Raw genomic sequence first — 26,903 nt, 5'->3', positions numbered from 1 at the left:
CTTTCGGAGGAGGTTCCAGCCGTAGACCGGAATCTCATGTCTGCCGTAGGCGATGCAGCTCACGGGCAGCAGCGGTCCAGGAGGAACGCTAGAGGATGCTCCAGGGGAGCTGCCCGTCCCGCCTTCTTAGCCCGTCGACTCGCCGCTGGATCTCACTCAAAGACTCGGGCGCATGTCGAACTTTCCGGGCGTTAGTGGTGATCATGCGTAGTTCCCGAATGTCACGCAAAACCGGGTATCCAGTGCATTTCGTGACGTCCCACCCGTAGGTGTCCGCGAACGCTTGGTAGTGGGCTTGGCCGTAGCTGAACCGCCGGCAGTGGACTGCAACTGTGACAAGGTCCCATTCCGGCTGGCCTTGGGCAACAGTGTCCCAGTCGCACAGCACCGCAGATCCGCCGGTGGTGTGCAGCGCGTTTCGGTGCTGTGGGTCGCCCTGTATCAACCCGGGGGCAAGCGTGAAACGGACTTCTCGCAGTTCTCCCTCCAGTCGGTCTGCCTCCTCCTCCATGTATCGGATGGCTGCGGCAGGGAGGCATGTGATTGCGGCGAGAGAGCGGCGGATCGCACGAATGTTGTCGTGCCCGGCAAGGGCAATCGGGGGTGGGGGCAGCGAGTGGAGCGCCTTGAGGGGACCGGCCAGCTGCCCGGCCGCCACCGGGTACTCGGGCTGCGGCAGGTAGGTCCAGAAGGTGACAGCGTGCCCGTCGACGATCAGCGGCTGATCGCAAGGGTGAAGAGGGACGGTAGGAAAGCCTGCTTCAATAAGCCAGCGTACGAAGGTAACTGTGCGCGCGACGCTCTCGACGTCCGTTCCCTTCCGAGCGATCTTGGCCACCACCTGCTCCTTCTCCAAGAGGAGAACCGCGCTGGTGTGACCTCGCAGGAGACGCGCATCACGGCTGTCAAGGCCGGCCTTCGTGCAGGCCCGCGCTAGTACCTGATACATCTCGAACTCGTCGAACCCACCCGGGGCCGGCGTGATTGTCATGTCACACAGGCTTACCGACAAGAGCCCCTCCTATCACATCCGGCCTGGCGGAAGCGCAATGATCTCAAGAAGCTCGCGTGCCGCTCGGCTGGGCCGCACCTCGATCACCTGAACCTCTCCGGCATCGCGTCCTACCGCGGCCCAGGACAGCCGTGGTCGACATCCGACGCCGCACTGCGGTTGACCAGGCGAATTATGCGTTGTACGTCGGTCAGGTCAGGGACAACGTGGCAGGCACCGGCTGCAGCGAGCTTCTCGACTGAGGTGGTACCGGAAGCGACGCCGATCACGTGGGCGCCTCCTTCCCGCCCAGTGCGGACGTCCTCGAGGGAGTCGCCGATGATCACGGTCGTATCCCGCGTGAAGGTATACCCGTGGCGTGCGCCGGCCCGCTGCTGTGCCACGCGTACGAGGGCAGGGCGGTGGGAGTCGTCGGAGGAGTATCCGCCGATGCCGAGGTCGAGATACTCGTCCAGGCCCAGAGCCTTGAGCTTGATCTCGGCGCTGCCTCGCAGATTGCCGGTGACGACAGTGGGGACCAGCCCGGGCTCTCGTTGCACGGCGGCAAGGGCGGCAGGTGCGCCGGGCATGATCTGCCCCGTGCGAGAAAGATCGTCACGGTGACGCTCCAGTTGCGCGGGCATACGCTGCACGATGCGCCGCGCGAGTTCCTCGATCCGCTCGGGTCCCACTACGTTCGCGCGCAGCAGCTCCCGGACAGCAAGGGGCATCGTCACCCCGGTTCCCCGGGCGGGCAAACTCTCGGCAGGCCGGCCCACCACCTCCTCGAAGAGTTCCCGGTAGACCAGCCGATCAATGTCGCCGACGTAGAGGAGGGTGCGGTCGATGTCCCAGAGAACCAGGATCATGCGGCGGCTCGCTGACGCATGACGCTTTCCCCACGATCCAGTAGATCCAGGGCGGTTGATGAGGCACCGTAGGAACGCGCTTCATTAAGCATGGTGTGCAGGTGGTCGTCGAGGCGGGCGGATTGAATGCCTTCGACAAGGGTCAGAACATCATGGGCGGTGGCGCAGCCGGCGTCGGCGTCACCGGCGCGCATCTGTGCGGTCGCGGCACGGGAGAGGAACTGAGCGGTAGTGCGGGTCTCATCCCGGCTGAGCACGCCGCGGGCCGCGGCGAAGGATTGAGCCGCCCGAGCCGGCTGTCCCAGGTCGAGGTAGCAGCTTCCGGTCTGTCCGAGGATCTCCCCCGGGCTGATCCAGTACAGCCAGCGAGGATCGTCCTCGCCCCGGCCACGCGCGCAGAGTTCTTCGGCTTCGGCGAGCGCGGCCAGAGCGTGGCGCTCTTCACGGAGTCGAGCGTGACCGCGAGCCTGGCGGGTGAGGAGCATGGCGTTCAGGGCGGGGGCGTCATGATCGGTGATTGCCTGGCGTGCTGTACGGGCGGCGGTGATGGCGTCGCGCGGGTCGCCGGCGGAGTACCCGTGGATGGCGAGGAAACCGAGGGCGCCGGCGCGCAGGCGGGAGTCGCCTGAAGCGTGGGCTGCGCGCAGGGCGCCGAGGAAGAGGTGCTGGGCAGTGTCGTGGTTACCGCTGTCGAAGGTGTACCAGCCGGTCTGGGCTGCCGTGTCGGCGGTGACGGCAGCCAGGCGACGCCCGTAGCCCTCCTTGTAGGAGCCGTGCTTGAGCAGGTGCAGGAGCATCCGCAGGTGAGTCTTCGCCGTGTGGGCGAGGTTTCCGCTACCACTGGTGGCGTCCATCTGACGGAGTGCGTCGGTGGTGCTTTGAAGCGAATCGATCAGGGCGTCGGTGACAGTCGTGGTACCGGAAGAAGCGGCCACGGCCTCTGCGGGAGCGATGGCGGACTGCAGGACGTACTGGGTGAGTGCGGCTCCGCTCAGGGCGGTCAGCACGCGGCGGCGCTTCATGGTGGTACCTCCGATGGCCACTTCAAGTGACGTCACCATACGATCCGCCGTCCAGGGCAGTACGGCCTCCGCGGAGAGGTTATGACCAGGTTTCGGCGCAGCGCCGCGGAGGGGTGTCAGCAGCAAAGGCTGCAGGTCGGAAGGCAGGCCGAGGCCGTTGAGAAGGTCGAGAAGGGTGGCGGGGCTGCCGATCTGCTTCTGACCGCGTTCGAGGCCGGAAATGAAGGACTGAGGGAGCGCCGTCAGCTCACGCACGGCCATCTGAGATAAGCCAGACCGCTTGCGTACCAGGCGCAGCAGCTCGCCGAAATCCCAAGCCGCCAGAGCCCGGTGAACGGCTTCGTCGCGCCAGGCACGATCGGGCACTCCCGGCGCCGTCCCTGCCTTTGCGCACAGGGCGCACAGGGCGTCGGGGTTGTACTGACTCAGCTCGGTCGCGCACCTCTCGCATACGCGGCTCGGCGGTCTCATGGCGCGGCCCCCTGGGTCGAACTTCTCAACGGTCCACACGATATGCGGGATTCCGTATCTCTACAGAGATATCGCCGCAGAGATCAGCACGGGTGCGTCCCGGTCCCACACTCATGCTCACTGCGCTGACCACTCGGTCGGATGCGGTGATCACCTTGTCGCTACGGAAGGGGGAGGGACGTGCGCGGCACCACAACAACGCTGTTCGGCCCATGTCCGCCCCGTCTTCGCTCCGACAGCGAGCGGGTCGCCCCTCGTAGGGCGACAGTTGCCGCCCGGCCGGTCCTCCGTACCCCCAAGAGGACGTGATGACAACGACTGCCGAACGACCACTTCGCTCTCCCATGACCGACGCTGATCTATTGAGTCGCACCTTTCAGATCGCTGAGCGCAGGCCAGGTCAACCCCCCGTGCACATTGACATGTTGCGGGTCGCAGAGATGCGCAGGCTGACGCGGAATCATCTGATCGAAGAGGGCCTGTCCTGCTTTGCGGACGACGCCGCACTTGTCGTCTCCGAGCTGGTCACCAACGCGATCCAGCACAGCCACGGTCGAGAGGTCACCCTGCTGCTCTCCCTCTGCAACGGTTGCTTGCGGATCACCGTCCACGACGGAGTCCGCAGCCATCGGCCCACTCCGGGGAGACCCTGCAACGAAGACGAGCACGGCCGCGGCTTGCTGTTGGTTCAGGCGATCGCCGACGCTCGACGGGGCTCCTGGGGTGTCAGCGACAACGGCGCCAGTACGTGGTGCGAACTTGCATTGGCGATGAGCTGATGACAAACAATCTCAAGGCCGCGTGCCATCGTCACCTTCAAGTTCCGACGTCACAGGCGTTCGGTTGCATCCCTCCAGTACGCGGGGTCGAGCATCTCGCCGGGCCAGGCCGGCTGACGTACGGTTCCTCGGGGCCCCATCTGTTCGAAGTACGGTGCCAGGTCGATCACGGGCGTCCCACCGACGGCATCGAGGTCGGTGACCAGGAGGTCCCGACCGTCCACGTCGAGCAGCCGTGGGTAGCTGATTGCGAGCTGGTTCGGCCGCCGGTGGTTGCGGTGCACGAAGGTCCCCGTCGCCGGCCAGCGCGCGTCTCCTCGGGGACTGCGGGCATGAAGCTGCACATCTTCGGGGCGCGCCAGGTGGAAGCGCCACGTCACCGTCAGGTGCGAGAACTCCTCGATCCCTTGCAGGGTTTCGAGTGGGTACTCGTCGTGGAGTCGGATGATCGACCGGGCTCCGCCCTGGTAGTCGTCCTGGACGCGGGTGTGTCCCCCGATGACTGTTGCGATCGACTCAACCTCGTACCTGGGCACCGCTCGGTCCTTTCAACAATGAATGTCTGCCTACGCCGGGGCAACGCAGCGAAACCCGGTGTCGTTGTCCCGCATGGTGGCGTTCGCCGCATTGCGCAGGGATGGCGTCGCTCGTTGGAACGGCGAGGTGAAGGCGCTGCCTTTGAGCTCGTGCCGTCCGCTGCCAGGCGTTTCCTCGGTGGAGCACCATTCCCACACGTTGCCGCACATGTCGAAGACGCCGAACGGGCTTACCCCGGACTGGTATCGGAAGACCGGTGTGGTCGCGTCTATGCCGGTCTCGGCGACGTTGCATTTGGCGGCCGTGGGTTCGTTGCCCCACGGGTAGATCCGTCCTCGTGGGCCGCGGGCGGCCTTTTCCCACTGCTGGGCTGTGGGCAGCGTTTTTCCGGCCCAGCGGGCGTACGCGGTGGCGTCATGCCAGGTCACCCAGACCACGGGATGGGTGGTCAGATCGGCGGGGCAGCGCCCGTTCGTCCAGTGCTGGGGCGGCCGGTGGCCGGTGGCCTGTACGAAGCGCTCGTAGTCGCCGTTGGTCGTTGGGTAGATGTCGACGCGGAACGCGTCCAGCCACATCGAACGGTTGTCTGCGCCAGCGAGGTAGATGCCCTCTTCGACGAGGACCATGAGTTTGCCGTCGCCGGGGTGCCTGCTGGTGCGCGGGTCGCGGCGCAGCAGTTCCTCGGCTCGTGCGTCGTGTTCGACGGCGGCCCGTTCGGTGAGGAGTGCCGCGAACCGCTGTTGGTCGTCGGGTTTGGCTCGGGCCAGCAGGGTGTCGAGGGCCGCCTGGTTGGCGAGACTGAGTTCCAGGGTTTCGCCCCGGCCCTCCCACCTGGTGATCTGGCGCGGGTTGACGCCGACCAGCTCGGCGAACGTCTTGCCGCTCTTGCGCATTGCGAAGCGGAGCAGGCCGGCCTCGCGGCCGGTCCACTTGGTCACCCCCGTCATGGCTGTGTCCTACGGCCTCTCGCCGGGGATGGACAGGTAGGTCTCGCGCAACCGGTCCAGCACAGGGTGCTCGGTGGGCAGTTGGGTGTCGTCGATCGCAGCGAGGGCCCGCACGCCGATACTCGTGTTCGTCGCGAACGCGGCTGCCATGCCCTTGGCCTGTTCCAGGGTGACGGTGGTGATCCGGTGTTCGGCGCGCTGCTGGAGCAGTGCCATGGTGACTCCGGGCAGTATTGGAGCCTGCGGCCACACGACCGTGCCGTTCTGGTCGACGAATCCGACGTTCCAGGTTCCGCCTTCGCTGACGAGCCCGTCACGTCCGACGAACAGGGCGTCGTCGAATCCGGCGAGTTGGGCGCTGCGCCGGGTGTGCAGGGCTCCGAAGAGGCCGACGTGCTTGACCTCGGGCAGGTCTCGCTCGTAGGGCATGCTCATGGCGCGCAGTGGAGCCGGAGGCATCGTGCCGGCACCGCGCACGGTTACCAGGACCTGCGGTTCACCGGCGTTCGCGGGGTGCCCCATGTCGACCTTGGGGTCGTAGATGGTCACGCGGACGACGCACGGCTGCGTCTGTCCGTCCAGGGCCTGGCGGACGAAGTCGCGGACGCGTGCGGTGTCCAGGTCAGCGCCCCAGACGGTCTTGCAGTCCTTCGTCAGGCGTTCCATGTGCAGCGGCAGGCCACGAATGCTGCCGTCGTCGACGCGCATGGACGTGAAGTGGCCGACGTTGACCAGGGCCAGGGCCAGCAGTTCATCGGGGGAAGCGGGCTTTCCGTTCAGTGTCGCCATGGCGCCCAGGATGTCAGGACTGCCGTTGCTGATGGCACCCCAACGCTGGTTACTGATGAGTCAACGTCGCTGCGAAGTCATTCCCAAGGCATTGCCGCACGGTGTTCTCTGGTCACCCTCCGGACACGCATGGTGACCATTCAGGCAGGGTGCGCCGCTCGACAGCCCAGCCGGGTCAGCCGCGTGCCTTCCCCCGACCGACCGCCCGGGAGGCTCCCGATGATGACCGCACTGGCGACCGCGTCAGCCGCTGACAGAGCGCTGCCGAAGGTCCCGAGCGCCATCGAAGCGGTCTTCGCCCCGTGTGAGCCCTGCGCCTTCAGCGCTGCTTCTATCCCAGTTCAACGCAGGAGTTCTCGAATGTTCCCCTCAATGGCACGCGGCACAGGTCGCCCCCAGGAGTTACGCCTCGGGGCCCGCCGTGCCCGTCCTGGACGGCCGCAGATGCCGCACTCGGTGCACGGACTGACGCGCGAGCCTGCTGTGGCTGCAGCCGAGACCGTAGCCTGGGTCCTCGACGAGGACGCTCCCCTGCCGGACACCGCGCAGGACATCGAAGATCTCGTCCACCGGCTTCGAGGGCACGTCCTGCGACTCGGTGCCGCTGTGCCCGCCGGCAGCCCCGTGCTGAAACAGGCCCAGCAGCTGAGCGCAACCCCCCTCCCCGACGGCTACATGCCGTCCCGGGTGTACCTGGTCCATCTGACCGAGGCGACACAGGAACTGATCGAGACGGCTCGGCGAAGCGCCCAGGCCGGTCCCTCGGCCTCGGTGAAGGGCCGGTGGAAGACGCCCAGTCGCAATGCGGTGCGCGTTGCCGTGCTCGTGCTCGTGCTCGTGCTGGTCACGTTGGTCATCACCGCATCCGCTCCGCAGGACGCTGCCGCTCAGACAACCTCCGACGGCGCGGCGCTGATCGCGTTGATCGTGAGCGCGATGGCGTTCCTGATCGCACTTGGCCAACGGCCCTCCCAACCGTCTTCTCCCGACTCCGCAGAAGGCGGCCAGCCGTCTGCCGATGAGCCCTCGAAACCCTGACCGGGCCCCCGACCGCAACACACCAGCCACCCAGGGCCGCCCCGGCGGACCCGCCGACGAATCCCCGCAGCAGGGAACGCTCTATGGAGAACCAGAGGCGATGACACGCTCACCCCGTATCGAGCAGTACGGCCTGATCGGCGACATGCAGACCAGCGCACACGTCTGCGATGACGGCTCGATCGACTGGTTGTGCCTGCCCCGCTTCGACTCGGCGGCTGTCTTCGCCGGCCTGCTCGGCACGCAGAAGCACGGCACCTGGCGGATCGCTCCGGCTGCGGCCACCGACCAGTCCCCGGCGGCAGCGCCTGCGGAGCGCCGCTACCGCGGTGATTCGCTCGTCCTGGAATCGGTATGGCGTACGCCGACGGGCTCCGTGCGCGTGGTCGACTTCATGCCGCCACGCGACGAATCACCCCAGGTGGTCCGGATCGTCGAGGGTGTCGCCGGCGCGGTACCGATGGTCTCGGTCATGCGCCCACGGCCGGGATACGGCCGCGTCAGCCCGTGGATTCATGAGGCGGGCGGGCGCATGGTCGCCGAGGCCGGCGCGGACGCCTTGTGGCTGGACACCTGTGTCCAGCAGGTGGAGAAGGACGGCGCGGTCTTCGGTGCGTTCACCGTCGCTGCCGGGCAGACGGTGGCGTTCGCGTTGAGCTGGGGCCCGTCCCACGCAGCCGCGCCCGAGGTCCCCGATCCGGATGCCGCGCTCGCCAAGACACTCGCGTTCTGGCAGGACTGGACGCGGCAGTGCACCTACAGCGGGCCGCACCGCAAGGCGGTTGTCCGGTCCCTGATCACGCTCAAGGCGATGACCTACGAACCCAGCGGCGGGATCGTCGCGGCACCGACCACGTCGCTGCCCGAGGAAATCGGCGGAGAACGGAACTGGGACTACCGCTTCACCTGGCTCCGCGATGCCTCCATGACCCTGGCAGCCCTTCTGGGGACCGGGTACCGGCAAGAAGCGCAAGCGTGGCGGCAGTGGCTGCTCCGGGCGGTGGCCGGCGACCCGGAACACCTGCAGATCATGTACGGGATCACCGGGGAACGTGACCTGCGGGAGCAGGAGCTTCCCTGGCTGCCCGGATACGAGGGGTCGGCTCCCGTCCGGGTCGGGAACGGGGCCGCCGACCAGCTGCAGCTCGACGTGTACGGCGAGGTGGTCGAGACCCTGTACCTCGCACACCGGAGTGGCGTCGCCCACTGCGCCGACACGGCGCTCCTCCACCAGCAGCTCGTCAAGCACCTGGCGCAGCGCTGGCAGGAACCCGACGAGGGCATCTGGGAGATCCGCGGGCCGCGGCGGCACTTCGTGCACTCCAAGGTGATGGCCTGGGTGGCGGTCGACCGGACGATCCGCCTGGCTGAGGCTGGCGCCCTCGATATCGACGCGAGCGCCTTCGTTCAGCTGCGGGACGCCATCCACCGCGAGGTTTGTGCCGAGGGCTTCGACCCGGCGCGCAACACCTTCACCCAGTCCTACGGATCCGACGAACTGGACGCGGCCCTGCTGCTGATCCCCCGCGTCGGCTTCCTCCCGCCCGACGACCCGCGCGTCGTCGGGACCGTGGAAGCGGTACAGCGTGAGCTGTCCACTGCGGACGGATTCGTACGACGGTACCCAACCGCCGGCGACCGCGCCGGGGTGGACGGTCTGACCGGTGACGAGGGCACCTTTGTCCTCTGCTCTTTCTGGCTCGTCGACGCCCTGGCTCTGACCGGCCGCCTCAACGAGGCCCACGCGCTGTTCGAACGCCTTCTCGCCCTGCGCAACGACCTCGGGCTCCTCGCCGAGGAGTACGACCCCGTCCGGCAACGCCAGCTCGGGAACTTCCCTCAAGCCTTCAGCCACAAGGGCCTGATCCAGACCGCACGGCTCCTTCAGCAGCTTTCGTCACGGCCGTGCCCTGCCCCGGACGAGGCCTCGGCTCCCACGCCTGCTTCCACCGGGCCGTCCGGGTCCACGGCGAATCCGAAAGGACCTCACGGCCCCTCGGCTCGTCCAGCACTCGTTCCGTATTCGACTGTTGAGGAACTCCATGTCTGACAGCGTGTCCCCCGCCCGGTCGGTGGCGTCGGCTGGCCACAGGCGGCGGCCTGCTCGGATCGACGCGTTCACGCTCCGCCACGTCCGTCGGGCCGTCCTGGTGCCCCTGTTGCTTCTCGGAGCGGTGCTTGCTGCCGTCCTGGTGCTTGGGCAGGTGGGGGTGTCCCACGGCTGGCTGCTGACGGGGTTGGTGTGCGGGTCGGTGGGGGTGGCGGTCTTCGCGTCCCACGGTGCGCGGGCTGCCGCGCGGGCGCTGGGAGCCGCCGCCGTGGAAGCCCAGGCAGCGGAGCTGGCCCGGGTCGCCGGGGTGGTGGCGGCGGTCGAGAAGTCCGTGTTGTGGTCGGCGGACGAGCTGTGCCGTGGGGCGCGTCCGCCGCTGCCGGACAGGCAGGTACCGCGGTCGGCCGGTCCGGCTGCGGGGATCGAGACGGCTCTGGGGGAGCTGCAGGTACAGGCTGTGGCCTCGCTGATACGGGTGCACGACGAGTCGCAGTCCGTTGTACTGCTGGAGGTCCTTCGCCGTCTGGCCAAGCGCGAGCATGCGCTGGTCGGTAAGGCGTTGGAGGCGTTGAGCCAGCTGGAGAAGCTGACTGACGACCCGGAGCTGCTGGAAAAGATCTTCGAGATCGACCACCTGGTGACGCGGGTGCGCCGACAGGTGGAGAGCACCGCGGTGCTGGGCGGGCAGTCTCTGCGCAGTATGCGCAAGGCGGTCTCGGTGACCATCGTGCTGCGCGGTGCGGTCTCCGAGGTGGTCCAGTACCCGCGGGTTGCGGTCGCGGCGGGTGCCGTCGGGACGGAGCTGGGTCTGCCCGGGCATGTGGGCCCGGACCTAACGCACCTGCTGGCCGAGCTGATCGAGAACGCCTGCGAGTGCTCCGACCCGGCCACGAGGGTGCTCGTGAGAGCGCAGCGGGTGCCGGCCGGGCTTGCGATCGAAGTGGAAGACCGCGCCATCCCGATGCGCCCGGATATGCGCGAGCGGATGAACCGCCTGCTCACGGTGCCCGACGAGGTCGATGTCAGTGGTCAGGTGCGTGCGGGACAGGTGGGCCTGCTGGTCGCGGCGAAGATCGCTCAGCGGCATGGTCTGTCGATCCGCTTGCAGGAGAACCCGACGGGAGGCACCACCGCACTCGTTGTCGTCCCGGCCAGGCTTCTCGTCCCTGTGGCTCCCGCTCAAGGCATGAGCACCACGCGCCACGAAGCACACCGGCCTCCGATCCCCGCCCCGCCGCGGGATGCGTCGCCCGCGCAGCTCAGTCCCCCGGTCATCCCCGCCCAGCCGGTCCCCACCGGTGGGCAGGGCCAGCCGGAGGGTACGCCTGAACTTCCCAGGCGTGAGCGCCGAGCTGGGTCGTTCAAATCGCTGGCCGAACGGGAGCAGCCTCCTGTCACGGCCGCGACGCCCGGTCTGGCAGCCGCCTTCCGCAGGGGCGCCCAGGCCAGCGGTGCCAGCACTCCGCCGTCCGCGCCGTCCGACCAGCACCGGCCCTGAAGCTGTTTCTGTCCGTTCCCCGTTCCCGGTGGCCGGTGACGACCACCGGCCTCCCCCCTTCTGGAGCGTTTCCCATGACCCCCAACCCTGAGATAACCCACCAGACCGGCGGCCAGGGCGCGGCCGGCGAGGCACCGAACAGCCAGCAGACCGACATGGCCTGGCTACTGCAGAAGTTCGCCGCCGACGTCTCCGGGGTCACGCACGCGGTGCTGCTGTCCCGGGACGGGCTGCGGTTGCTGGACAGTGACGTCGACAAGGACTGGGCGGACGAGCTGGCCGCCGCGATCAGCGGGGTGGCGTCCCTCGCAGCGAACATCACTGGACCGACCCACAAGAAGAGGCCGGCGAAGCAGGTCATCATCGAGCGGGACGACTGCCTGTACTTCGTGCAGAGCGCCGGCCGCAGCTCGGCGTTCCCCGGCCATCCCGGCAACGCGCGCGGGGTGGTGGACACCGTGCTGACCGTGGTCACGACCGCCACCGCCGATGTCGGCACCGTCGGCTTCGAGATGAGCCGCCTGGTGGACAGGTTCGCCCCGTACATGGACATTCCCGTGCGCGTCACCACGGGCGATGAGGTCCGGTGAGTACACAGCACGGCAGCGCGGCAGAGGAGTCCGCGTTCGTGCGGACCTACACGCTGACGGGCGGCCGTACCCGGCCACGTCATCTGCTGGGCCTGGAGACGGTACTGGAAGCCGGACCCGGACGGCCCGGCCCCGGCCAGGCCGAGGAGTGTCGGCAGATCGTCGCCCTGTGCCGGGAGCACCGGCGCTCGGTGGCGGAGCTGGCGGGCCGGCTCGGACGTCCTGTCACCGCGGTCAAGATCCTCATCTCCGATCTCCTGGACGCCGACGCCCTCGTCGTTCCCCTCGCGAACCCCTACGCCTCGTCCGGCCAGGACGAGGACCCACGTCCCACTACCCAGTTGCTGGCGGCCCTCTCCGCGGGCCTGAAAAGGAAGTGGCCCAATGCCATCGCCTACCCCCAGGCCGGCTGACCCCGCCGCGCCGCCGCTCCGAACCTCGCCGCTCGCGCACGCCGGTGCGCCGGTCGTGCTGAAGGTCGTGATCGCCGGCGGGTTCGGCGTGGGCAAGACCACCGCCGTGGGGGCCGTCAGCGAGATCACTCCCCTGAGCACGGAGGAGTACCTGACCCAGGCCAGCACCGAAGTGGACGACCTGGAAGGTGTCGAGTCGAAACGAACCACCACGGTCGCCTTCGACTTCGGCCGTCTCAGCTTCCCCGAGGCACCCGTGCCCCTGGAGCTGCTGCTGTTCGGCACGCCCGGCCAGGACCGGTTCGTGGACCTGTGGTACGACCTGGCCCGCGGAGCGGTCGGCGCGGTCGTCCTGGTCGACACCCGCCGCCTGGCCAGCAGCTTCACCGCCGTCAGCTTCTTCGAGGACATCGGTCTGCCCTTCGTCGTTGCCATCAACCAGTTCGACGGCACACACCGCTATCACCCCGAGCAGGTCCGCACCGCCCTCGAACTGTCCGCCCATGCGCCGGTGATCACCTGCGACGCACGCAACCCGGATCACGTCGCCGGAGTTCTGCTGGCCCTCGTCGGCCAGGCCCTCCAGAGCATCCCGGCCCACTCCGAACAACCCGCCTTCCCTACTGCATTCCAGGACGTGTCATGACCTACCCGCCTCACTCCGTACACGCCGTACCGCAGGCGAATGTGCCCGCACGGTCGCTGCCCCGTCGTGCCACGCACGACGTCACCGAGCCCGGCCAGCGGCTGACCGCCGCGCCCGGCGCGGCTCTCAGCCGCTGGCCGGCCCAGCAGACGGCCGAACTGACGCGACGCCATGGGCTGATCCGGCACCTCGGCCTGCCCACCGCAGCCGACCCCGACTTCGACGACTTCGCCCGCGAGATGGCCACCCGCACCGGCTTCCTGTACGGCTTCGTCAACCTCTTCCTGGACGAACAGACGTTCATCGGACTGCATCAGCCGCCCGCCGACAGCGGACACGTCATCGTCGCCCGCACCATGAGCCGCGAGCACGGCTGGTGCCCCGAGGTCGTCACCCGCCAGAAGGCCCTGCCCCTGCCCGACGTCCACGCCAGCCCCCGCTTCAGCGGCAACCACGTCGTCGACGCGGTCGGCATCCGCGCCTACTTCGGCGCCCCCCTCATCCACCCCAGCGGCACCGTCCTGGGCACCGTCTGCGTCATCGACCCGGACAAACGACCACTGAGCGAAGCCCGCCGACTCCGGGACATCGTGATCGACACCGGCAACCAGGTAATGCACCACATCACCCACTCCCCCGCGCGTTGACCCCTGCACCACCCCACCCGCGAACCACCCGAGCATCCCCGGCCGCCCCACCGCGCGATCCATCGCCCAGGGAGAGGGAGACGACCATGACCACCGCGCCCACCACGCCGCCCCCGGCGCTGCGCCCCTACCTCACCGCCCGTCACGAGCTGCTGTGGCAGGAAGCCGACGCGTTCGCCGCCGAGCACGTCGCACCGCGCGCCGTGTACATGGAAGCCGCTCCCCGCAAGGTGGAGCGCAAGGTCGCCGAACTCATGGCCGAGCGTGGCTGGTTCGCCATTACGGTTCCCCCCGTCTTCGGCGGTCTGGGCGCCGGTCACGTCGCGAAGACCCTCCTGGTCCACCGCATCGCCTGCGTCTCGGCGGCCGTCGCGGCCATCCTTCAGGCCACGCTGATCCCCGTCGGCGGGTTGTTGCACTTCGCCACCCATGAACAGAAGCTCCGCTGGCTGCCGCAGGTCGCGGACGGCTCGCTGCTGCTGTCGATCGCCGTCACCGAACCGCGGGCCGGCGGGCACATCGGCGGCATCGAGACCACCGCCGAACGCGCCGGCAACCAGTGGGTGATCACCGGCAGCAAGATCCACATCGGCAACAGCCATCTCGCGGGCGCCCATGTGGTCATCGCCCGAACCGCACCATCAGGTGTATCCACCTCCCAGGCGCTGACCGCGTTCCTGGTGGAGTCCGACCGCGAAGGCATCTCCGTCGCGGACCACCGGCCCGGCCTCGGACTGCACGGCTTTTCCGCGGGCCGCCTCGACCTCGACCACGTCCGCGTCCCCGAAGACAACATCGTGGGGGAGATCGGCCAGGGCCTGAGCGTGGCCCAGAGCAGCAGCATCCTCTACGGCCGTCCCAACCTGGCCGCAGTCAGTCTCGGCCTGCACGAGGCCGCCCTGACCACCACGACCGCCTACCTCAAGACCCGTCCCCGCTATCAGGGCACCCTGTCCGACCTGGCCGTCCTGCGCGACCGCGTCGGCGACATGGAAGCCCGCCTGCGCGCCGCACGGATCCTGGCCTACCAGTCCGTCCTCCTCCTCGACCAGGGCCTGCCCTGCGACGCCGAACTGATCAACGCCAAGTACCTCGGCCACCAATGGGCCGTGCGGACCACACAGGACGCCATGGAACTGCACGGCGCCCGGGCTTTCGACGCCGACTACCCCCTCGAACGGCTGTGGCGCGACATCCAGCACACCTACCCACCCGCCGGAACCGGTGAGGTCCAGCGAATACGCCTGGCCGACGCGGCCTTGGACGAGGACCGCATCCAGTGGTCCGAACGCCTCGCCGCCGAAGCAGTCTGGACAGACCACGACCCCACCGCCGCATAGCCCCCGTGCGCGGCGCTCCCCGTGAACCCGCACCGCCGCGCACGGGCCCCTTCCACCAGCCTCCTTCCGCGACCGCGGCAGGTACCAAGCACCAAATCCTCAGCCCAATTCTGCTTTCGGAGCAGCATGACCACGTCAGCCAACACGAGTACTTCCACCCGCAAATCCCGGCACCCGGACCACACGTCGCGATACGGCCAACTGAGGTCCTGTCTCATGTCATTGCAGCGGGCGGCAACGCGGTTCACCGGCCACACCGATGCGGGAATCGAGCGTGATCGCGAGACGATCTGGAAGGCCGTGGAGCCCTGGCTTCCGCTGGCGGCACAGCGGCTGAGCGAAGCGGCGCGCTCGCCCTCACAGCAAATGCACTGGCGCCAGATGATCAGCGCAGTGCGCCGCCCCCGCGCCCCGTGCCTGGCCCGGCCGGACTTCGTTCTACTCATCAGCGCCGCACGCCGGCTGCTGCGTGCCCTGATGGAAGCCGAGCGGCCCGGACCGAGCGTAAGCGACATCGCCGACCGAGTACGCCACGCCATCCACAACGGCACCTACCCGTCTGGGAGCCTGCTGGGGGCAAGTCGCATCGTGGCGGAAATCGGCGCTCCCACCGTCGAGCGCGTCGATCTGGCACTGCAGGATCTTCAACGCGAAGGGCTGATCACCATCAGCCCCTCCAAGCGAGTCCGGGTGGCCGGCAGTGCCCTGCCGGAGGACCATCCGCAGCAGATCGCCGCTTGGCTGCGCTTCCTCATCCAGTCAGGCGTATACCCTCCGCAGGGGGCCCTACCCCGCGTACAGCCGTTGGCCCAAAGCCTGGTTTCCTCAACTCCCGATGTCTCCCTCGCCCTACACCTGCTGGCGGACCAGCTGGTCCTGCTAGTTGGCCGTGGGCGACGGACCACCGTGCACCCCGCCCCGCCCTTCCCCGTGGCCATCCCGCCTGACCTCGACGACCTCGTCCGCGAACTGAATCGTCGCGCTCTGCCCGGCGTGCGGCTAACCGGCACCGACCTCCAGGCGGTGTGCAGCCAGGCACGCTCTTGGTGGTCGAGCCGCACCATGCCTCCCCCTGATAAGGCCGACGAACTCTTCGGCGTGTTGGTCACTGCCGGGGCGCGCCTCACGTCGCAAGCCGTGCGGCACCAGCACGAGCGTCTGCGGGACCACGACGCTCGGACCACGCTCCGGCAAACCGCGATCACTGCACTGGCGAAACGCCCCTCGGACAGGTGGGAGCAAATCTGGCGTGCAGCCTGCCTGGGCGTCCTCGTCCGTGAGATCTACCAACGCGGTGTCACCAGCAGGGACGGAACCGAGTCGCAACTGCGCGACCCTTCCGTCGCGCTGGCGCCCAGCCGATCCGCCTGAACCTCTCCGCTATCAGCCTGGAAGACCGAGATGACCACTACCGCCCCGATCACACCGCTCACCCCGGCCCAGCGGCGCGTCGCCCAGCACCTCGTAGGCGGACTGACGCCCCGCGACATCGCCGCCGAGGCCGGACTATCGGCCGTTACGGTTCGCCAGCACATCCGCGGCATTCGGGAGAGCCTCCACTGCCCGCCCCGCTGCGCACTGCCGGTTCTGGCGCACTTCCTGTTCACCTCCAAGGAGGTCGAACCGCCCCCTGCGGACAAGCCGGTGCCGGATCTCAGCGCCGAGCAGCGGATGCTGCTGAAGGCAGTCGCCGAGCAGAGCAAGACCTACGACATCGCCGTGGCTGCCCGGATCGCACCCGCCGACGTCCGTTCCACACTCGCCAAGCTGCTCGCCATGACCGGGGCGGCCGACGCCACCCAGCTCGTCGTCCTGGCCCACGCCTGGGGCCTGCTGGGAGCCGACCAGGGCACCCCTGCACCGGCGGGAGCAGGGCGATGAGCGCCCTCAAGCCCCAGCACGTCACCGAACAGAGCACGTTGGATTCGTCCCAGCGTCCCACCCGTTGCTCGCCCGCATACGAGATGCGCCCCCTGCGCACGGACGACGAGCGGGCGAAGGCCAGCACACTCGCCGAGAACCGCCTGCGCTGGCTCGCTGTGCGCGGTCTTCCCGTGCCCTCCCAAGTCGACATCCCAGCCCTCTACCGAAACACGCGGTATGAAGCGGCCGGCCTGTTCGAGGACGAGGTCCTGCTCGCCTGCCTGACCCTCGACCGGCAGCCCCACCTAGAGCACTGGGGCACCGACGGGACCGGGCCCGCCCTCTTCCTCGGGCACGTCCACACATTGCCCGCGCGCCCGGACAATGCCGTACGGCTGATCACCCTGTGGGCCTCCGACTACGCCGCACGCCTCGGCCTGCCGTGCGTCCGTGCGGAGGCCGTGGCCCGGCACGGCCTGAGCGTCGATCCGATTGCACGCTTCCTTGATCAGCTGAAGGGCACGGGCTGGTCGGTCCGCGGAGCAGGGAAAGGAGCGGGTGGCAAGCGGGTCGCCCGTCTCGAACTGCCCGCCGATCCCCGCCCCGGACTCGCGGCGCTCATCGGCTGTGCCGTCCCCCTCCCGCGCGAGCCCGTCCGGTCCAGCAGCCGCCGGAGCCGCTCATGACCAGCACAGGACCGACCCGGCATGGCGCGGCGACCGAACCAGTAGCTGTTCAGTGCTGCCCGCCTGATGCACCGGCAATGGCAGCATCCACGATCAAGAAAGCAGGTCTAGTGATGAAGACATCCCACGCCGTGCTTGTCTCCTCCGCTGTTGGAGCCGTGGCCATCTGGTTCGCCGAGCGACGACACCGTCAGCGGCTCGCGCTGGACACGGCGCACATCCATCAGCGCCTGTTCTCCGACATCGCGGCTGACCCTGAGCACCGGGCGATCTGGACGATCGAGGGGCTGTCCGACGAGGAGTCCAAGCACCTGCTGTGCTGCAACCGGCAGGTCAGCTTCCTCTCGGCCAAGTACCGCCTGGGCCTGCTCGACAAGGCCGGGCTGCGGGTGCAGGTCCGCGTGCTGATGAAGCGCGAGCCGTTCCGCGCCTACTGGCAGCGTTTCGCGACGTTCCGCGACGAGGAGGCCGGGGACCGCGTCGACCGCTCGTTCAACAGAGTCTTCGACGACGAGTACGCCGCCATGGCCGACGCCGATGAAGCGGTCGGCCGACTGCTGACCAGTGCGTAACGGTCCCAGCCAGCGGGCGGTTGCTCCACCCGGCAGCCAAGCCTGCAAGACGGCTCGGCGCCGGACGGCACGCGTGGGAGGGACCCGTTCCCGCCTCGGGCTCCTCCCCGCACGAAGCGCGACCCACGAGAGAAGGGAACAACGGTGGTCATATCCCAGACCGCTTTCCGCCGAAGTCCGACGGCAAGTCGGCTGGGCGGCACGTAGAGCACTACCCCGGATACCGACCTGGCCAGCGTCGGCGACGACCGACAGATGACGCGCCTGGACCACTCAGACACCACGTAAGGAACCCACATGACCGGTGTGACGACCGCCGACTCCAGCGAGGCCACCCGCCTGCGCCACGAGATCATCGACCAGTTGCGGAACGAGGGCTGGATCACCTCCGCAGAGGTTGAGGCGGCGATGAAGAAGGTGCCCCGCGACCGGTTCACCCCGCCACAGACGCCGCTGAAGGAGGTGTACGACCCGTACTCGGCGGTAATCACGAAGACCGATGAGCACGGCGTGCAAATCAGCAGCGTCTCCGCCCCACAGATCCAGGCCATTCAACTGGAGCAGTGCCGGCTCCAGCCCGGCATGCGGGTCCTGGAGATCGGCTCGGGCGGCCTCAACGCCGCCTACCTGGCCGAGATCGTCGGGCCCGAAGGCCGGGTGACCACGGTCGACATCGACAAGGAGATCACCGAGCGTGCCGCCCGGCTCCTCGCCGAGAACGGCTACGACCAGGTGCGCGTGGTCACGGCGGACGCAGCCGAACCGATCCCTGACCTGGGCATCGTGGACGTCATCCTGGTCACCGTGGGCGCCTGGGACATCCCGCCCGCCTGGATCGACCAGCTCAGCCCCACCGGCCGACTGGTCGTGCCGTTGCGCACGCGCGGTCTGACCCGCTCCGTGGCCCTCACCCGCGCCGGCGATCACCTTGAGTCTCACTCCGCGAAGATCTGCGGCTTCGTTCCCATGCAGGGCTCCACCGGGCACGAGGAACAACTCCTCCTGGTGAACGGCACACCGGAAATCGGCCTGCGCTTCGACGACGGCCTGCCCATCGACCCGAGCCGGCTCGACAACGCCGTCACCACACCCAGGGTCGAGAGGTGGACCGGTGTGACCATCGGCCGACAGGAGCCGCTGGCCACGCTCCAGATGCACCTGGCGATCACCATTCCAGGGTTCTGCATCATGGCCGTCGACGAGGATCTGGACACCGGCATCGTGACGCCGAACCGCAAGGGCTTCTCGCTCGCCGCCGCCGAAGACGACTCCTTCGCCTACCTCGTACACCGCCCCTTTGGGGACAAGGACGTCGAGTACGGCGTCCACGCCCTGGGCAATCACGCGCAGCAGCTCGCCGAGAAGATCGCCAAGAGCCTGCGCGACTGGGAGGCCCACCGCCGCGGCGGGCCCGTCCCGGTCATCCGGGTCTACCCGGCCGGCACCCCCGACGAGCAGATCGAGGGCGACCGGGTCATCGACAAGGTCCACACCCGGATCTCGCTCTCCTGGCCCGCGACCTAGCAATCGCGCCGCCAGGTCGTCATGCACCACTTCATCGAACAAGGAGAGTGATCGACATGAGTCCCACCGCCGCCCTGATGGACCGGCCGACGCAGCTCGTCGAGGACGACGACTTCGCCCCGCTGGAGGTCAAGGCCATCGTCGCCGCCCACCCGATCGGCAAGCTGATGTGTTCCACGGGTGACGGCTGCGGGAGCACCTGCTCGGGCAGCTCGTCCGCGTGCAGCTCCTTCATCGAGGACCCGGCCTGATCCCAGGCCGGGTCGCGAGCGGGGGCGCCGAGCAGGTCTGCCCGGCGCCCCCGCACCGCCCCCACCCATACGAGCTGCCGGAAGGAACCATGGCCTTGGACGTTCCCAGGTACCAGTGGACGGGCGCCGCCGTCCTACGGGCCACCACAGGCCCGAGCACCGCAGTCCTGCCCGCGGCCCTTGATCTGGACAGCGCGGACGCCGTCCGTGACTGGCTCGCCGAGCTGTGGCAGCGCGCCGAGATACGCAACGCCCTCTTCGCCGCCAGCCCCGTGCTCTGCCAGACCATCGACGGCATCGTGCACGGCCGCCACGACCAGCCCCGCCAGCTCCGCCGCGCCGCGCTGTCGGTCATCTCCTACCTGTTGCGGTGGCAGCACCGGCCCGCCCCCTTCGGGCTGTTCGCCGGTATCGCACCGCTCACCATCGGCGCCACACCCCGCGTGCGCTGGGGCCCGCGCCACGCGGTCACGCTGCGCGCCGACGGCGAGTGGCTCAGCGACGTCGTCCGCGACCTGGAGCAGCAGCCCGCCCTCCTGGAGCGCCTGACGGTCATCGCCAACAACACCGCCGAGTTCCGCGGTGACCGGCTTGCCGCTCCTGGCCCGCCGGCCGACGGCCACGCCCGGTTGATGGCCCCGGTCGAAATCTCCCTGCGCGCGACCCGGCCGGTGAAGGCGGCCATGGAGCACGCCCGCACACCGATCACCTACACCGCGCTCCGCGACATCCTGACGACCGCGTTCCCGGCCGGCGCGGGAGGCAAGATCGACGCGGTCCTTCAGGACCTGATCGAGCAGAACGTCCTCATCACCAGCCTCCGTCCCCCGATGACCACGGTCGATGCCCTCGACCACCTGTGTACCGAGCTGAAGCGAGTCGACGCGCACTCCCTCCCCGACGTCGGCGGGCTCGCGCGCACCCTGTACGGGCTGCGCGACGACCTCACCGCGCACACCAGCCCGTCCGCCGAGACGGACCTGCGTGAACTGACGGCGCGAATGCACCGGCACTCATCCATCGCGCCCCTGCCCGTGGTCGTCGACACCGCCCTGAACTGCGAGGTGCAACTGCCCGGAGAGGTCATCCAGGAGGTAGAGGACGCGGTCGCCGTCCTGCACCACGTGAGCCCGCTGCCGTACGGCTACAAGCTGTGGCGTGACTACCACCGTCGCTTCCGTGCCCGGTACGGGGTCGGCGCTGTCGTCCCCGTCCTCGACCTGGTCGCCGACAGCGGCCTGGGCCGGCCCGCCGAATACATCGGCTCCGAGCGCGGCAAAGCCCCGAAGACGATCAGCGACCGCGACACAGTCGTCCTCAAACTCCTGCAACAAGCACACATGGAAGGCCGCGACGAACTCGTCCTCGACGACGCGGCGATCAGCGAACTCGCCGAGGCGGCTGGCACCGAGGAACGTCTCTACGGCGAGCGCAGCGAGATCGCCTTCGAAGTCCACGCGCCCTCCACGCACCACCTGGCCGACGACAGGTTCGACATCGAGATCACTGGCGTGCCCCGCCCCGGCAGCAGCATGCTCGGGCGCTTCGCGCACCTGATGCCCACCGCCGAACAGCACCTGCTCACGGACTCCTACGTGACCCGGCCGGACGTCATCACCGCCCAGCTCTCGTTCAGCCCCAGGCGCCGCCGCAACGAGAACGTGGCCCGCACCGATCGCCTGCTGCCGTACGTGATCCCGCTCGGCGAGCACCCCGGCGAGCACGGTGAACCGATCCCGCTGGACGACGTCGGTGTCACGGCGGACGCCCGCCGCTTCCACCTCGTGCAGGTCTCCAGCGGGTGCCCGATCCATGTGCGGGTCCTGCACGCGCTGGAGGCCGGTATCCAGACGCCGCCGCTGGCCCGGTTCCTGTCCGAGGTCTCCGGCAGCCGGCGGGCGGTGTACAAGCGGTTCGACTTCGGCGCGGCTGCCCGCCTGCCGTACCTGCCCCGCGTGCGCTATCGCCGCACCACCCTGGCCCCGGCCCGTTGGCTGCTCAGCAGCAAGGACCTCCCCGGCCGCAAGGCACCGGTCGAAAAGTGGGAGGCGGCATTCTCCGTGTGGCGCGCACGGCTGAACGTCCCCAGCCGTGTCTGCGTGGTCGAGTACGACCAGCGACTCCCGGTCGACCTCGACCATCCCGCGCACCGTCGCCTCGTGCGTTCGCAGCTCCACGAAGCCCCGGAGCTGGAGCTGCGCGAGGTCGTGGACCCGGCCCGGTACGGGTGGATCGGCCGGGCCCACGAGATCCTGCTGCCCCTCCGTCGCGCCACCCCCGCTGTCTCGAGCACGCCGCTGCCCGCATTCCGCGCGCAGCCCGTCCCAGCCGTACAACTCCCTGGCTGTGACGAGGTACTGAGGATGCGTCTGCATGCCCATCCGGACCGGTTCGACGAGATCCTGGACCGGTACGTTCCGCGCCTGCTCGACGTGCTCGGCCAGCCGATGTGGTGGTTCGGTCGGCACCGAGAACTCGCCCGCCCCGAAGCCGGCCAGCACCTCACGGTCACCTTGCACCTTCCCGAGGCCGCCGCGACCACGGCCACGGTGAACCGCTGGGCAACTGACCTGCATCACCAACGCCTGCTGTCCGCGCTCACTCTGGAGCCGTACCAGCCCCAGACCGGCCGCTACGGAACAGGGCCGGCCATGGACGCTGCGCACCGCGCCTTCGCGGCCGACTCCAGCTCCGCCCTCGCCCAGATCCGCCTCACCATCCGTGGCGCCGTCCTCTCCCAGGCGCTCACGGCCGCGAGCCTGGTCGACCTCGCCACACACCTGCTCGCGTCCGAGGACGCCGCATGGGACTGGCTGATCCAGAACACCCCGGCCCACGGTCGCCCCGACCGCACTGTGCGCGTCCAGGCCATCCAGCTCTATGCCACCCGTCAGCGGCTCGCCGAACACGGCGTCGCCGAACTCGGCGAGGGGTGGGCCGTACGCTCCACCGCCCTGGCCAAGTACCGGAAGGCCCTCATCACGGCAGAGCGTGAGCCGACCACGGTCCTCCGGTCCCTGCTCCATCACCACCACGTACGCGCCATGGGCGTCGGCCCCGCTACCGAGGCCGCCACGCTGCACCTCGCCCGGACGATCGCCTTACGCCACCGCCCCGTCAAGGCTCCGCGATGATCACAGCCCACGACCAGGCGCAGACCCTGGCCCATGAGTACGCCGCACACCTCGCACGCCCGAGCGGACCGGTAGAAGACCAGCCGTGGCTCGGGCAGTCCCTCGCCGAGGGCGCCGCCGGCATCGCCCTGCTCCACATCGAACGCGCGACGCACGGCCATGCGCCGTGGAGCACCGCGCACCACTGGATCGGACAAGCCGCGGCCGGGGACATCACCGCCGCCGACACCACCGGGCTGTACCTCGGCGCCCCCGCGCTCGCCTTCGTCCTGACGACCGTCCCCGACTCCAGGGATCATCTCTACCGGGGCGCCCACGACACCCTGCACGCCCACGTCGCAGCCCTCGCGCATCGCCGCGTGGACGCCGCGCTCGCACGCCTCCACCGCGGCGCATCAGCCACCTTTGCCGAATACGACACCTTCTACGGACTCACCGGCATCGGCGCCTACCTGATGCGCAGCGCCCCGGACAGCAGCGCCATGGAACGCGTCCTGCGCTACCTCGTGACACTGGCCCAGCCGCTGACCGGCGACTGCGGCCCCACGCCCGGGTGGTGGGTCGACCACGATCCCCAGCGCCGCGACACTCTGGCGGGCGGGCACGGCAACTTCGGCGCCGCCCACGGCATCACCGGCCCCCTGCTCCTCTTGGGCCGGGCCGAGCGCCGCGGCATTCGTGTCGACGGACAAGCCGATGCGATCCGCACGATCTGCGCCCACCTCAACACCTGGAAGCAGGACAGCGACACCGGTCCGTGGTGGCCCGAACACCTCACGCTCGCCGACCTCAAGGCCGGCCGGCCCCACCAACGCCATCCCGGACGGCCGAGCTGGTGCTACGGCACGCCCGGCATCGCGCGGGCCGGGCAGCTCGCCGGGATCGCACTGGGCGACCAGGGCCTCCAGCGCAGCTACGAGGACGCCCTGTACCGGTGCCTCACCGATCCCGTGCAGCTCGGCAAGATCATCGACACGAGCCTGTGCCACGGCTGGGCGGGGGTCTACCAAACCGTCTTCCACGCAGCACACGACGCCAGCACCCCGCAGCTCGACGCCCTCCTGCCGGAACTGCGCGAGAGCCTGACCATCCATGCCCGAGGCGCCTCAGCCAAGGGACCCGGCTTCCTGGAGGGCGACGCCGGCTGCGCCCTCGCCCTCACCACCGCCGCCGCCGCCAACCAGCCCCCGACCACCGGATGGGACGCATGTCTGCTGATCAGCTGACCCCTGTTACCTGGCCGCCGACCCCCGACCCGGTCGGACAAGCCGTCCTCCAGGTTCTGGCCGGGCACCCGATCACCGAGGTCGCCCAGCACGCGGGTATGGAGCCGATTGCGCTCTCCGACGCGGCCGAGGTGTTCCAGCAGGCGGGGAACGAAGCCCTCGCACGCCACGAACTCCGCACCGACTGGACACAGTTCTACGTGGAATTCGCCGACTGGGGCGACGCCGAGTCGGCCGCGGCCGCGCACCTCGCGCCGATGCTGAACAGCCTGGAGGATCGCGGCGCGCTTTCGTCGTGGTGGTTCATCCGTAAACATCCATGCTGGCGGCTACGCCTCTACGGCGGCCCTGACTCCCCGGCGCACACCGAGCTCACCACCCACTTGGACAAGCTGGTCAAGACCGGGCACCTTCGGCGCTGGTGGCCGGGGATCTACGAGCCCGAGACCGCGGCTTTCGGCGGCTGCGCAGGCATGCTCGCCGCGCACGCCCTGTTCTCCGCCGACAGCCACCACCTTCTCGCCGGGCACAACCGTAGCAACGTTCCCATCGGCCGCCGGGAACTGTCCGTCGTCCTGTGCACGGTCATGATGCAGGCGGCCGGGCTAGAGTGGCAGGAACAGGGCGACGTCTGGGACCGCGTGATCAACGAGGAGCACCGCTCCGTTACCGGAGAGGTCCTCGAAGGCCGGCTGGAGGGGATGACCCGGCAGGTCCGTCAGCTTCTGACCAGCCAGACCAGCCCGGACGGGCCGCTGTTCGGTCCGCAGGGCCCGCTCCATCCCGTCGCCGAATGGGCGGCGGCCTTCCGGAGCGCCGGCAACGCCCTGAAGGAGGCGGTCGTCTGTGGCTCCCTCGACCGGGGCATCCGCAGGGTGCTCGCCTACCACGTGATCTTCCACTGGAACCGCGTCGGCCTGTCCCTCGGTGCGCAAAGCGCCCTCGCGCTCGCCGCCCGCGCCGCCGTCCTCGACCCGCCCCCGCCGGGACCCGAGATTGCTTGACCTCCACCTTCCAGACGGCACAGAGGCAGCAGATTCATCGGTCGCTCGGGCGGTGCCGGCATCCCGTCGCCTTCGGGCGGTCCGCCGCTCGAGACCTCATTCGTCACAGGGTTTTCAAGCGTCGGCGATTCGGCCATTCCGGGCCGCCGTCCAGGGGCGGCACAGCGGGCCCAGGGCCGTACCGGCCGTGCGGCGCAAGGGGTCCACGCCGTCCGGAATCGAGCGCGTTCGAATCCCGATCGGCGTCGTTAAGCCGTGCACCGCCGAGCCATCCAGGTACGGCACCGACCTCATGGAGGGACCAGGTGACTGTGACTGCCGCCTCGACCGAAACTCCCGAGACGCCTCCCCCTCCACCGCCGGCCACCATCAGCTTCGAGGGCAAGTTCGGCCAGAACCCGCTGGAGGGCGCCGGCTTCGGGGCGATGTGCCGACGCCTGCCCTCCGTACTGGCCCACACCGCGCGCAAGGCGTGGGCCGTCGACAGGACCGGCTCCGTCCTCCTCCTCGTATGCCAGGTACTCACCGGCGTCGCCGCCGCTGTCGTCCTGGCCTCCACCGCCCGCGCCATGACACACGTCCTCGGCAGTGGCACCGTTTCCGAACGTCTGCACGGCGCGGTCCCCGCCTTGACCGTGGTGATCCTGGCCGCGGGCACCGGCCGGCTCTGCGGCCTCCTGTCCTCGTACGCGGACGGACGCATCACGCCGCTGTTGACCACCGAAGCCGACGTCGCGCTCGTCTCCGCCGTGCTGCGTGTGGAGTCGTCCGCCTACGGGCGGGACGGTTTCTCCGACCAGCAGGAGGCGGCCGAGATCGGGGTCACCCGCACCCGCCTGATGGTGCAGGACGCGCAGCGGTTCATGTCCGCCCTGGTCCGCATGACCGCCGCCGGCGGGGTCATCACCGCACTGCATCCGCTGATGCTGCCGGTGCTCCTCCTGGCCGTACTGCCCGCCGGCGTCGGAGCCGTGCTGTCGGCCCGTGTCGACTACCGCACGCACTTCCTCAACCTCGGCGACCGCAACGTACGGGCCATGATGCGGAGCTGGGCCACCCACTCCCGCTTCGGCGACGAGATCCGCGCCAACGGCATGACCGGCTACCAGATCTACTGGTACCAGGCCCTGTCCGAGCGCATCGACCGGCGCACCCTGGAAGCGGCGCCGCAGATGCTGCGCATCCAGTTGTCCACCAGCGCCCTGGGCGGCTTCTTCCTGATGTGCACCTGGGCCACCCTCGCCGGTCTCTCCGTCACCGGCCGCATCGCCCTGCCCGTCGCGGCCACCGCGGTGGTCGCCGTCCAGAGTGCGCTCGCCGCGCTCGCCCAGGTCGTCGTCAACGGCGCCGCCCTGTTCCACACCTCGCTCTACCTCGCCGACATGCGGGCGTTCCTCGGCCTCGCTCACGAACGCGCCCCGAAGCGGGGTGAGCTGACGATCCCGGAGCGCGTCGACGAGATCCGTATCGAGGAGGCCGTCTACCACTACCCCGGCAAGGAGGATCCGGCCGTCGCGGGGATCTCCCTGACCCTGCGCCGCGGCGAGATCCTGGCCGTCGTCGGCGCGAACGGTTCCGGCAAGTCCACCCTGACCAGACTCATCACCGGGATCGTGCTCGCCGACAAAGGGCGCGTCCTGTGGGACGGCATCGATCTCGCCGACGCCGACCCCGACGCCGTGTGGAGCCGCACCTCACTCGTCCCGCAGAACTTCGCCTGCTGGCCGCTGCGGGCCCGCGAGAACATCACCCTGGGCCAACCCCGCACCCACGACGACGAGCCGGTGTGGGACGCCATCGACGCCGTCGGCATGCGCGAGGAGATCGAGAAGCTGCCCCGCCGACTCGACACCCTCCTGGCCCGAGAGCTGTTCGGCGGCGCCGAACTGTCGGGCGGCCAGTGGCAACGGCTCGTGTGCGGCCCGAAGCCGTCTGGAAACAACGCGTTGCTTCGCGGGCCCCGTGATCGTTGATCTTGTATGGCCATATCCCAGTCGATACCCCAACAACTGGCGT

25 protein-coding genes are annotated in these 26,903 nt (G+C 69.1%); 19 read left to right on the top strand and 6 right to left on the bottom strand.

Features of this window, described 5'->3' with window-relative positions; translation table 11 throughout:
• Positions 1-88 precede the first annotated feature (88 nt).
• The 3 genes from AB0I73_RS29950 to AB0I73_RS29940 form a co-directional block, all read right to left on the bottom strand.
• Positions 89-991, bottom strand: a complete 903-nt coding sequence (locus tag AB0I73_RS29950; RefSeq protein ID WP_363042549.1) for a phosphotransferase — start codon at positions 989-991, stop codon at positions 89-91.
• Positions 992-1,122: 131 nt separating this feature from the next.
• Positions 1,123-1,860: a haloacid dehalogenase-like hydrolase gene (locus tag AB0I73_RS29945; RefSeq protein ID WP_363042547.1), complete on the bottom strand. Its 738-nt coding sequence runs from the start codon at positions 1,858-1,860 to the stop codon at positions 1,123-1,125.
• The gene (locus AB0I73_RS29940) at positions 1,857-3,353 is read right to left on the bottom strand and encodes a helix-turn-helix transcriptional regulator (protein ID WP_363042545.1); all 1,497 of its coding nucleotides are present in this window, start codon (positions 3,351-3,353) and stop codon (positions 1,857-1,859) included. The genes AB0I73_RS29945 and AB0I73_RS29940 overlap by 4 nt, the downstream gene beginning before the upstream one ends.
• A gap of 410 nt (positions 3,354-3,763) precedes the next feature.
• On the opposite strand from AB0I73_RS29940, the gene AB0I73_RS29935 reads away from it, so the two are divergent.
• A complete protein-coding gene (locus AB0I73_RS29935) occupies positions 3,764-4,132 on the top strand; it encodes an ATP-binding protein (protein ID WP_363042543.1) in 369 nt (122 codons plus the stop codon).
• Positions 4,133-4,182: 50 nt separating this feature from the next.
• Here AB0I73_RS29935 and AB0I73_RS29930 read toward each other — a convergent pair whose 3' ends face one another.
• Genes AB0I73_RS29930 through AB0I73_RS29920 form a run of 3 tightly spaced genes read right to left on the bottom strand, consistent with a single transcriptional unit; the run spans position 4,183 to position 6,405 of the window.
• On the bottom strand, positions 4,183-4,668 hold the full coding sequence (locus tag AB0I73_RS29930) for an SAM-dependent methyltransferase (protein ID WP_363042541.1): 486 nt from the start codon (positions 4,666-4,668) through the stop codon (positions 4,183-4,185).
• Between the two features lie 30 nt (positions 4,669-4,698).
• Positions 4,699-5,616, bottom strand: coding sequence for an SUMF1/EgtB/PvdO family nonheme iron enzyme (locus AB0I73_RS29925; protein WP_363042539.1), 918 nt, complete (start codon positions 5,614-5,616; stop codon positions 4,699-4,701).
• Between the two features lie 9 nt (positions 5,617-5,625).
• On the bottom strand, positions 5,626-6,405 hold the full coding sequence (locus tag AB0I73_RS29920; RefSeq protein ID WP_363042537.1) for an aminotransferase class IV family protein: 780 nt from the start codon (positions 6,403-6,405) through the stop codon (positions 5,626-5,628).
• 483 nt (positions 6,406-6,888) lie between these two features.
• Here AB0I73_RS29920 and AB0I73_RS29915 point away from each other — a divergent pair, with 483 nt between their 5' ends.
• The 18 genes from AB0I73_RS29915 to AB0I73_RS29830 all read left to right on the top strand — a co-directional run bounded on the left by AB0I73_RS29915 (position 6,889) and on the right by AB0I73_RS29830 (position 26,860).
• Complete coding sequence (locus tag AB0I73_RS29915) at positions 6,889-7,443, top strand: DUF6415 family natural product biosynthesis protein (protein ID WP_363042535.1); 555 nt, start codon at positions 6,889-6,891, stop codon at positions 7,441-7,443.
• A gap of 100 nt (positions 7,444-7,543) precedes the next feature.
• Positions 7,544-9,493 carry a glycoside hydrolase family 15 protein gene (locus tag AB0I73_RS29910; RefSeq protein WP_363042533.1) on the top strand — a complete coding sequence of 650 codons (1,950 nt, stop codon included), beginning with the start codon at positions 7,544-7,546 and terminating at the stop codon, positions 9,491-9,493.
• On the top strand, positions 9,486-10,991 hold the full coding sequence (locus AB0I73_RS29905; protein ID WP_363042531.1) for an ATP-binding protein: 1,506 nt from the start codon (positions 9,486-9,488) through the stop codon (positions 10,989-10,991). Before AB0I73_RS29910 ends, AB0I73_RS29905 begins: the two co-directional genes overlap by 8 nt.
• Before the next feature lie 74 nt (positions 10,992-11,065).
• Positions 11,066-11,581 carry a roadblock/LC7 domain-containing protein gene (locus tag AB0I73_RS29900; protein WP_363042529.1) on the top strand — a complete coding sequence of 172 codons (516 nt, stop codon included), beginning with the start codon at positions 11,066-11,068 and terminating at the stop codon, positions 11,579-11,581.
• Positions 11,578-11,994, top strand: a complete 417-nt coding sequence (locus AB0I73_RS29895) for a DUF742 domain-containing protein (protein ID WP_363042527.1) — start codon at positions 11,578-11,580, stop codon at positions 11,992-11,994. Before AB0I73_RS29900 ends, AB0I73_RS29895 begins: the two co-directional genes overlap by 4 nt.
• A 55-nt stretch (positions 11,995-12,049) precedes the next feature.
• Positions 12,050-12,640 (top strand): ATP/GTP-binding protein, encoded by a 591-nt coding sequence (locus AB0I73_RS29890; protein ID WP_363042526.1) that lies wholly within the window; start codon positions 12,050-12,052, stop codon positions 12,638-12,640.
• The gene (locus AB0I73_RS29885; protein ID WP_363042524.1) at positions 12,637-13,287 is read left to right on the top strand and encodes a GAF domain-containing protein; all 651 of its coding nucleotides are present in this window, start codon (positions 12,637-12,639) and stop codon (positions 13,285-13,287) included. The genes AB0I73_RS29890 and AB0I73_RS29885 overlap by 4 nt, the downstream gene beginning before the upstream one ends.
• Before the next feature lie 86 nt (positions 13,288-13,373).
• Positions 13,374-14,627, top strand: a complete 1,254-nt coding sequence (locus tag AB0I73_RS29880; RefSeq protein ID WP_363042522.1) for an acyl-CoA dehydrogenase — start codon at positions 13,374-13,376, stop codon at positions 14,625-14,627.
• 216 nt (positions 14,628-14,843) lie between these two features.
• Positions 14,844-15,998 (top strand): GntR family transcriptional regulator, encoded by a 1,155-nt coding sequence (locus AB0I73_RS29875; protein ID WP_363042520.1) that lies wholly within the window; start codon positions 14,844-14,846, stop codon positions 15,996-15,998.
• 30 nt (positions 15,999-16,028) lie between these two features.
• Positions 16,029-16,508, top strand: a complete 480-nt coding sequence (locus tag AB0I73_RS29870; protein ID WP_363042518.1) for a LuxR C-terminal-related transcriptional regulator — start codon at positions 16,029-16,031, stop codon at positions 16,506-16,508.
• Positions 16,505-17,176 (top strand): hypothetical protein, encoded by a 672-nt coding sequence (locus AB0I73_RS29865; protein ID WP_363042516.1) that lies wholly within the window; start codon positions 16,505-16,507, stop codon positions 17,174-17,176. Before AB0I73_RS29870 ends, AB0I73_RS29865 begins: the two co-directional genes overlap by 4 nt.
• Before the next feature lie 113 nt (positions 17,177-17,289).
• Positions 17,290-17,748, top strand: coding sequence for a DUF6082 family protein (locus AB0I73_RS29860; RefSeq protein WP_363042514.1), 459 nt, complete (start codon positions 17,290-17,292; stop codon positions 17,746-17,748).
• Positions 17,749-18,045: 297 nt separating this feature from the next.
• The gene (gene fxlM, locus AB0I73_RS29855) at positions 18,046-19,272 is read left to right on the top strand and encodes a methyltransferase, FxLD system (protein ID WP_363042512.1); all 1,227 of its coding nucleotides are present in this window, start codon (positions 18,046-18,048) and stop codon (positions 19,270-19,272) included.
• 56 nt (positions 19,273-19,328) lie between these two features.
• The gene (gene fxlA / locus AB0I73_RS29850; protein ID WP_279332738.1) at positions 19,329-19,523 is read left to right on the top strand and encodes an FxLD family lanthipeptide; all 195 of its coding nucleotides are present in this window, start codon (positions 19,329-19,331) and stop codon (positions 19,521-19,523) included.
• Between the two features lie 95 nt (positions 19,524-19,618).
• Positions 19,619-22,657 carry a lantibiotic dehydratase gene (locus AB0I73_RS29845; RefSeq protein ID WP_363042510.1) on the top strand — a complete coding sequence of 1,013 codons (3,039 nt, stop codon included), beginning with the start codon at positions 19,619-19,621 and terminating at the stop codon, positions 22,655-22,657.
• Positions 22,654-23,883 (top strand): lanthionine synthetase C family protein, encoded by a 1,230-nt coding sequence (locus AB0I73_RS29840; RefSeq protein WP_363042508.1) that lies wholly within the window; start codon positions 22,654-22,656, stop codon positions 23,881-23,883. The genes AB0I73_RS29845 and AB0I73_RS29840 overlap by 4 nt, the downstream gene beginning before the upstream one ends.
• Positions 23,865-24,887, top strand: a complete 1,023-nt coding sequence (locus AB0I73_RS29835; protein WP_363042506.1) for a thiopeptide-type bacteriocin biosynthesis protein — start codon at positions 23,865-23,867, stop codon at positions 24,885-24,887. The genes AB0I73_RS29840 and AB0I73_RS29835 overlap by 19 nt, the downstream gene beginning before the upstream one ends.
• A gap of 311 nt (positions 24,888-25,198) precedes the next feature.
• Complete coding sequence (locus tag AB0I73_RS29830) at positions 25,199-26,860, top strand: ATP-binding cassette domain-containing protein (protein ID WP_363042578.1); 1,662 nt, start codon at positions 25,199-25,201, stop codon at positions 26,858-26,860.
• The last annotated feature ends 43 nt before the right edge of the window (positions 26,861-26,903 follow it).

Origin of the sequence: Streptomyces sp. NPDC050388 (assembly GCF_040655635.1) — a bacterium.
Classification (GTDB): domain Bacteria; phylum Actinomycetota; class Actinomycetes; order Streptomycetales; family Streptomycetaceae; genus Streptomyces.
This window is presented reverse-complemented; position numbering and strand designations above follow the sequence as displayed.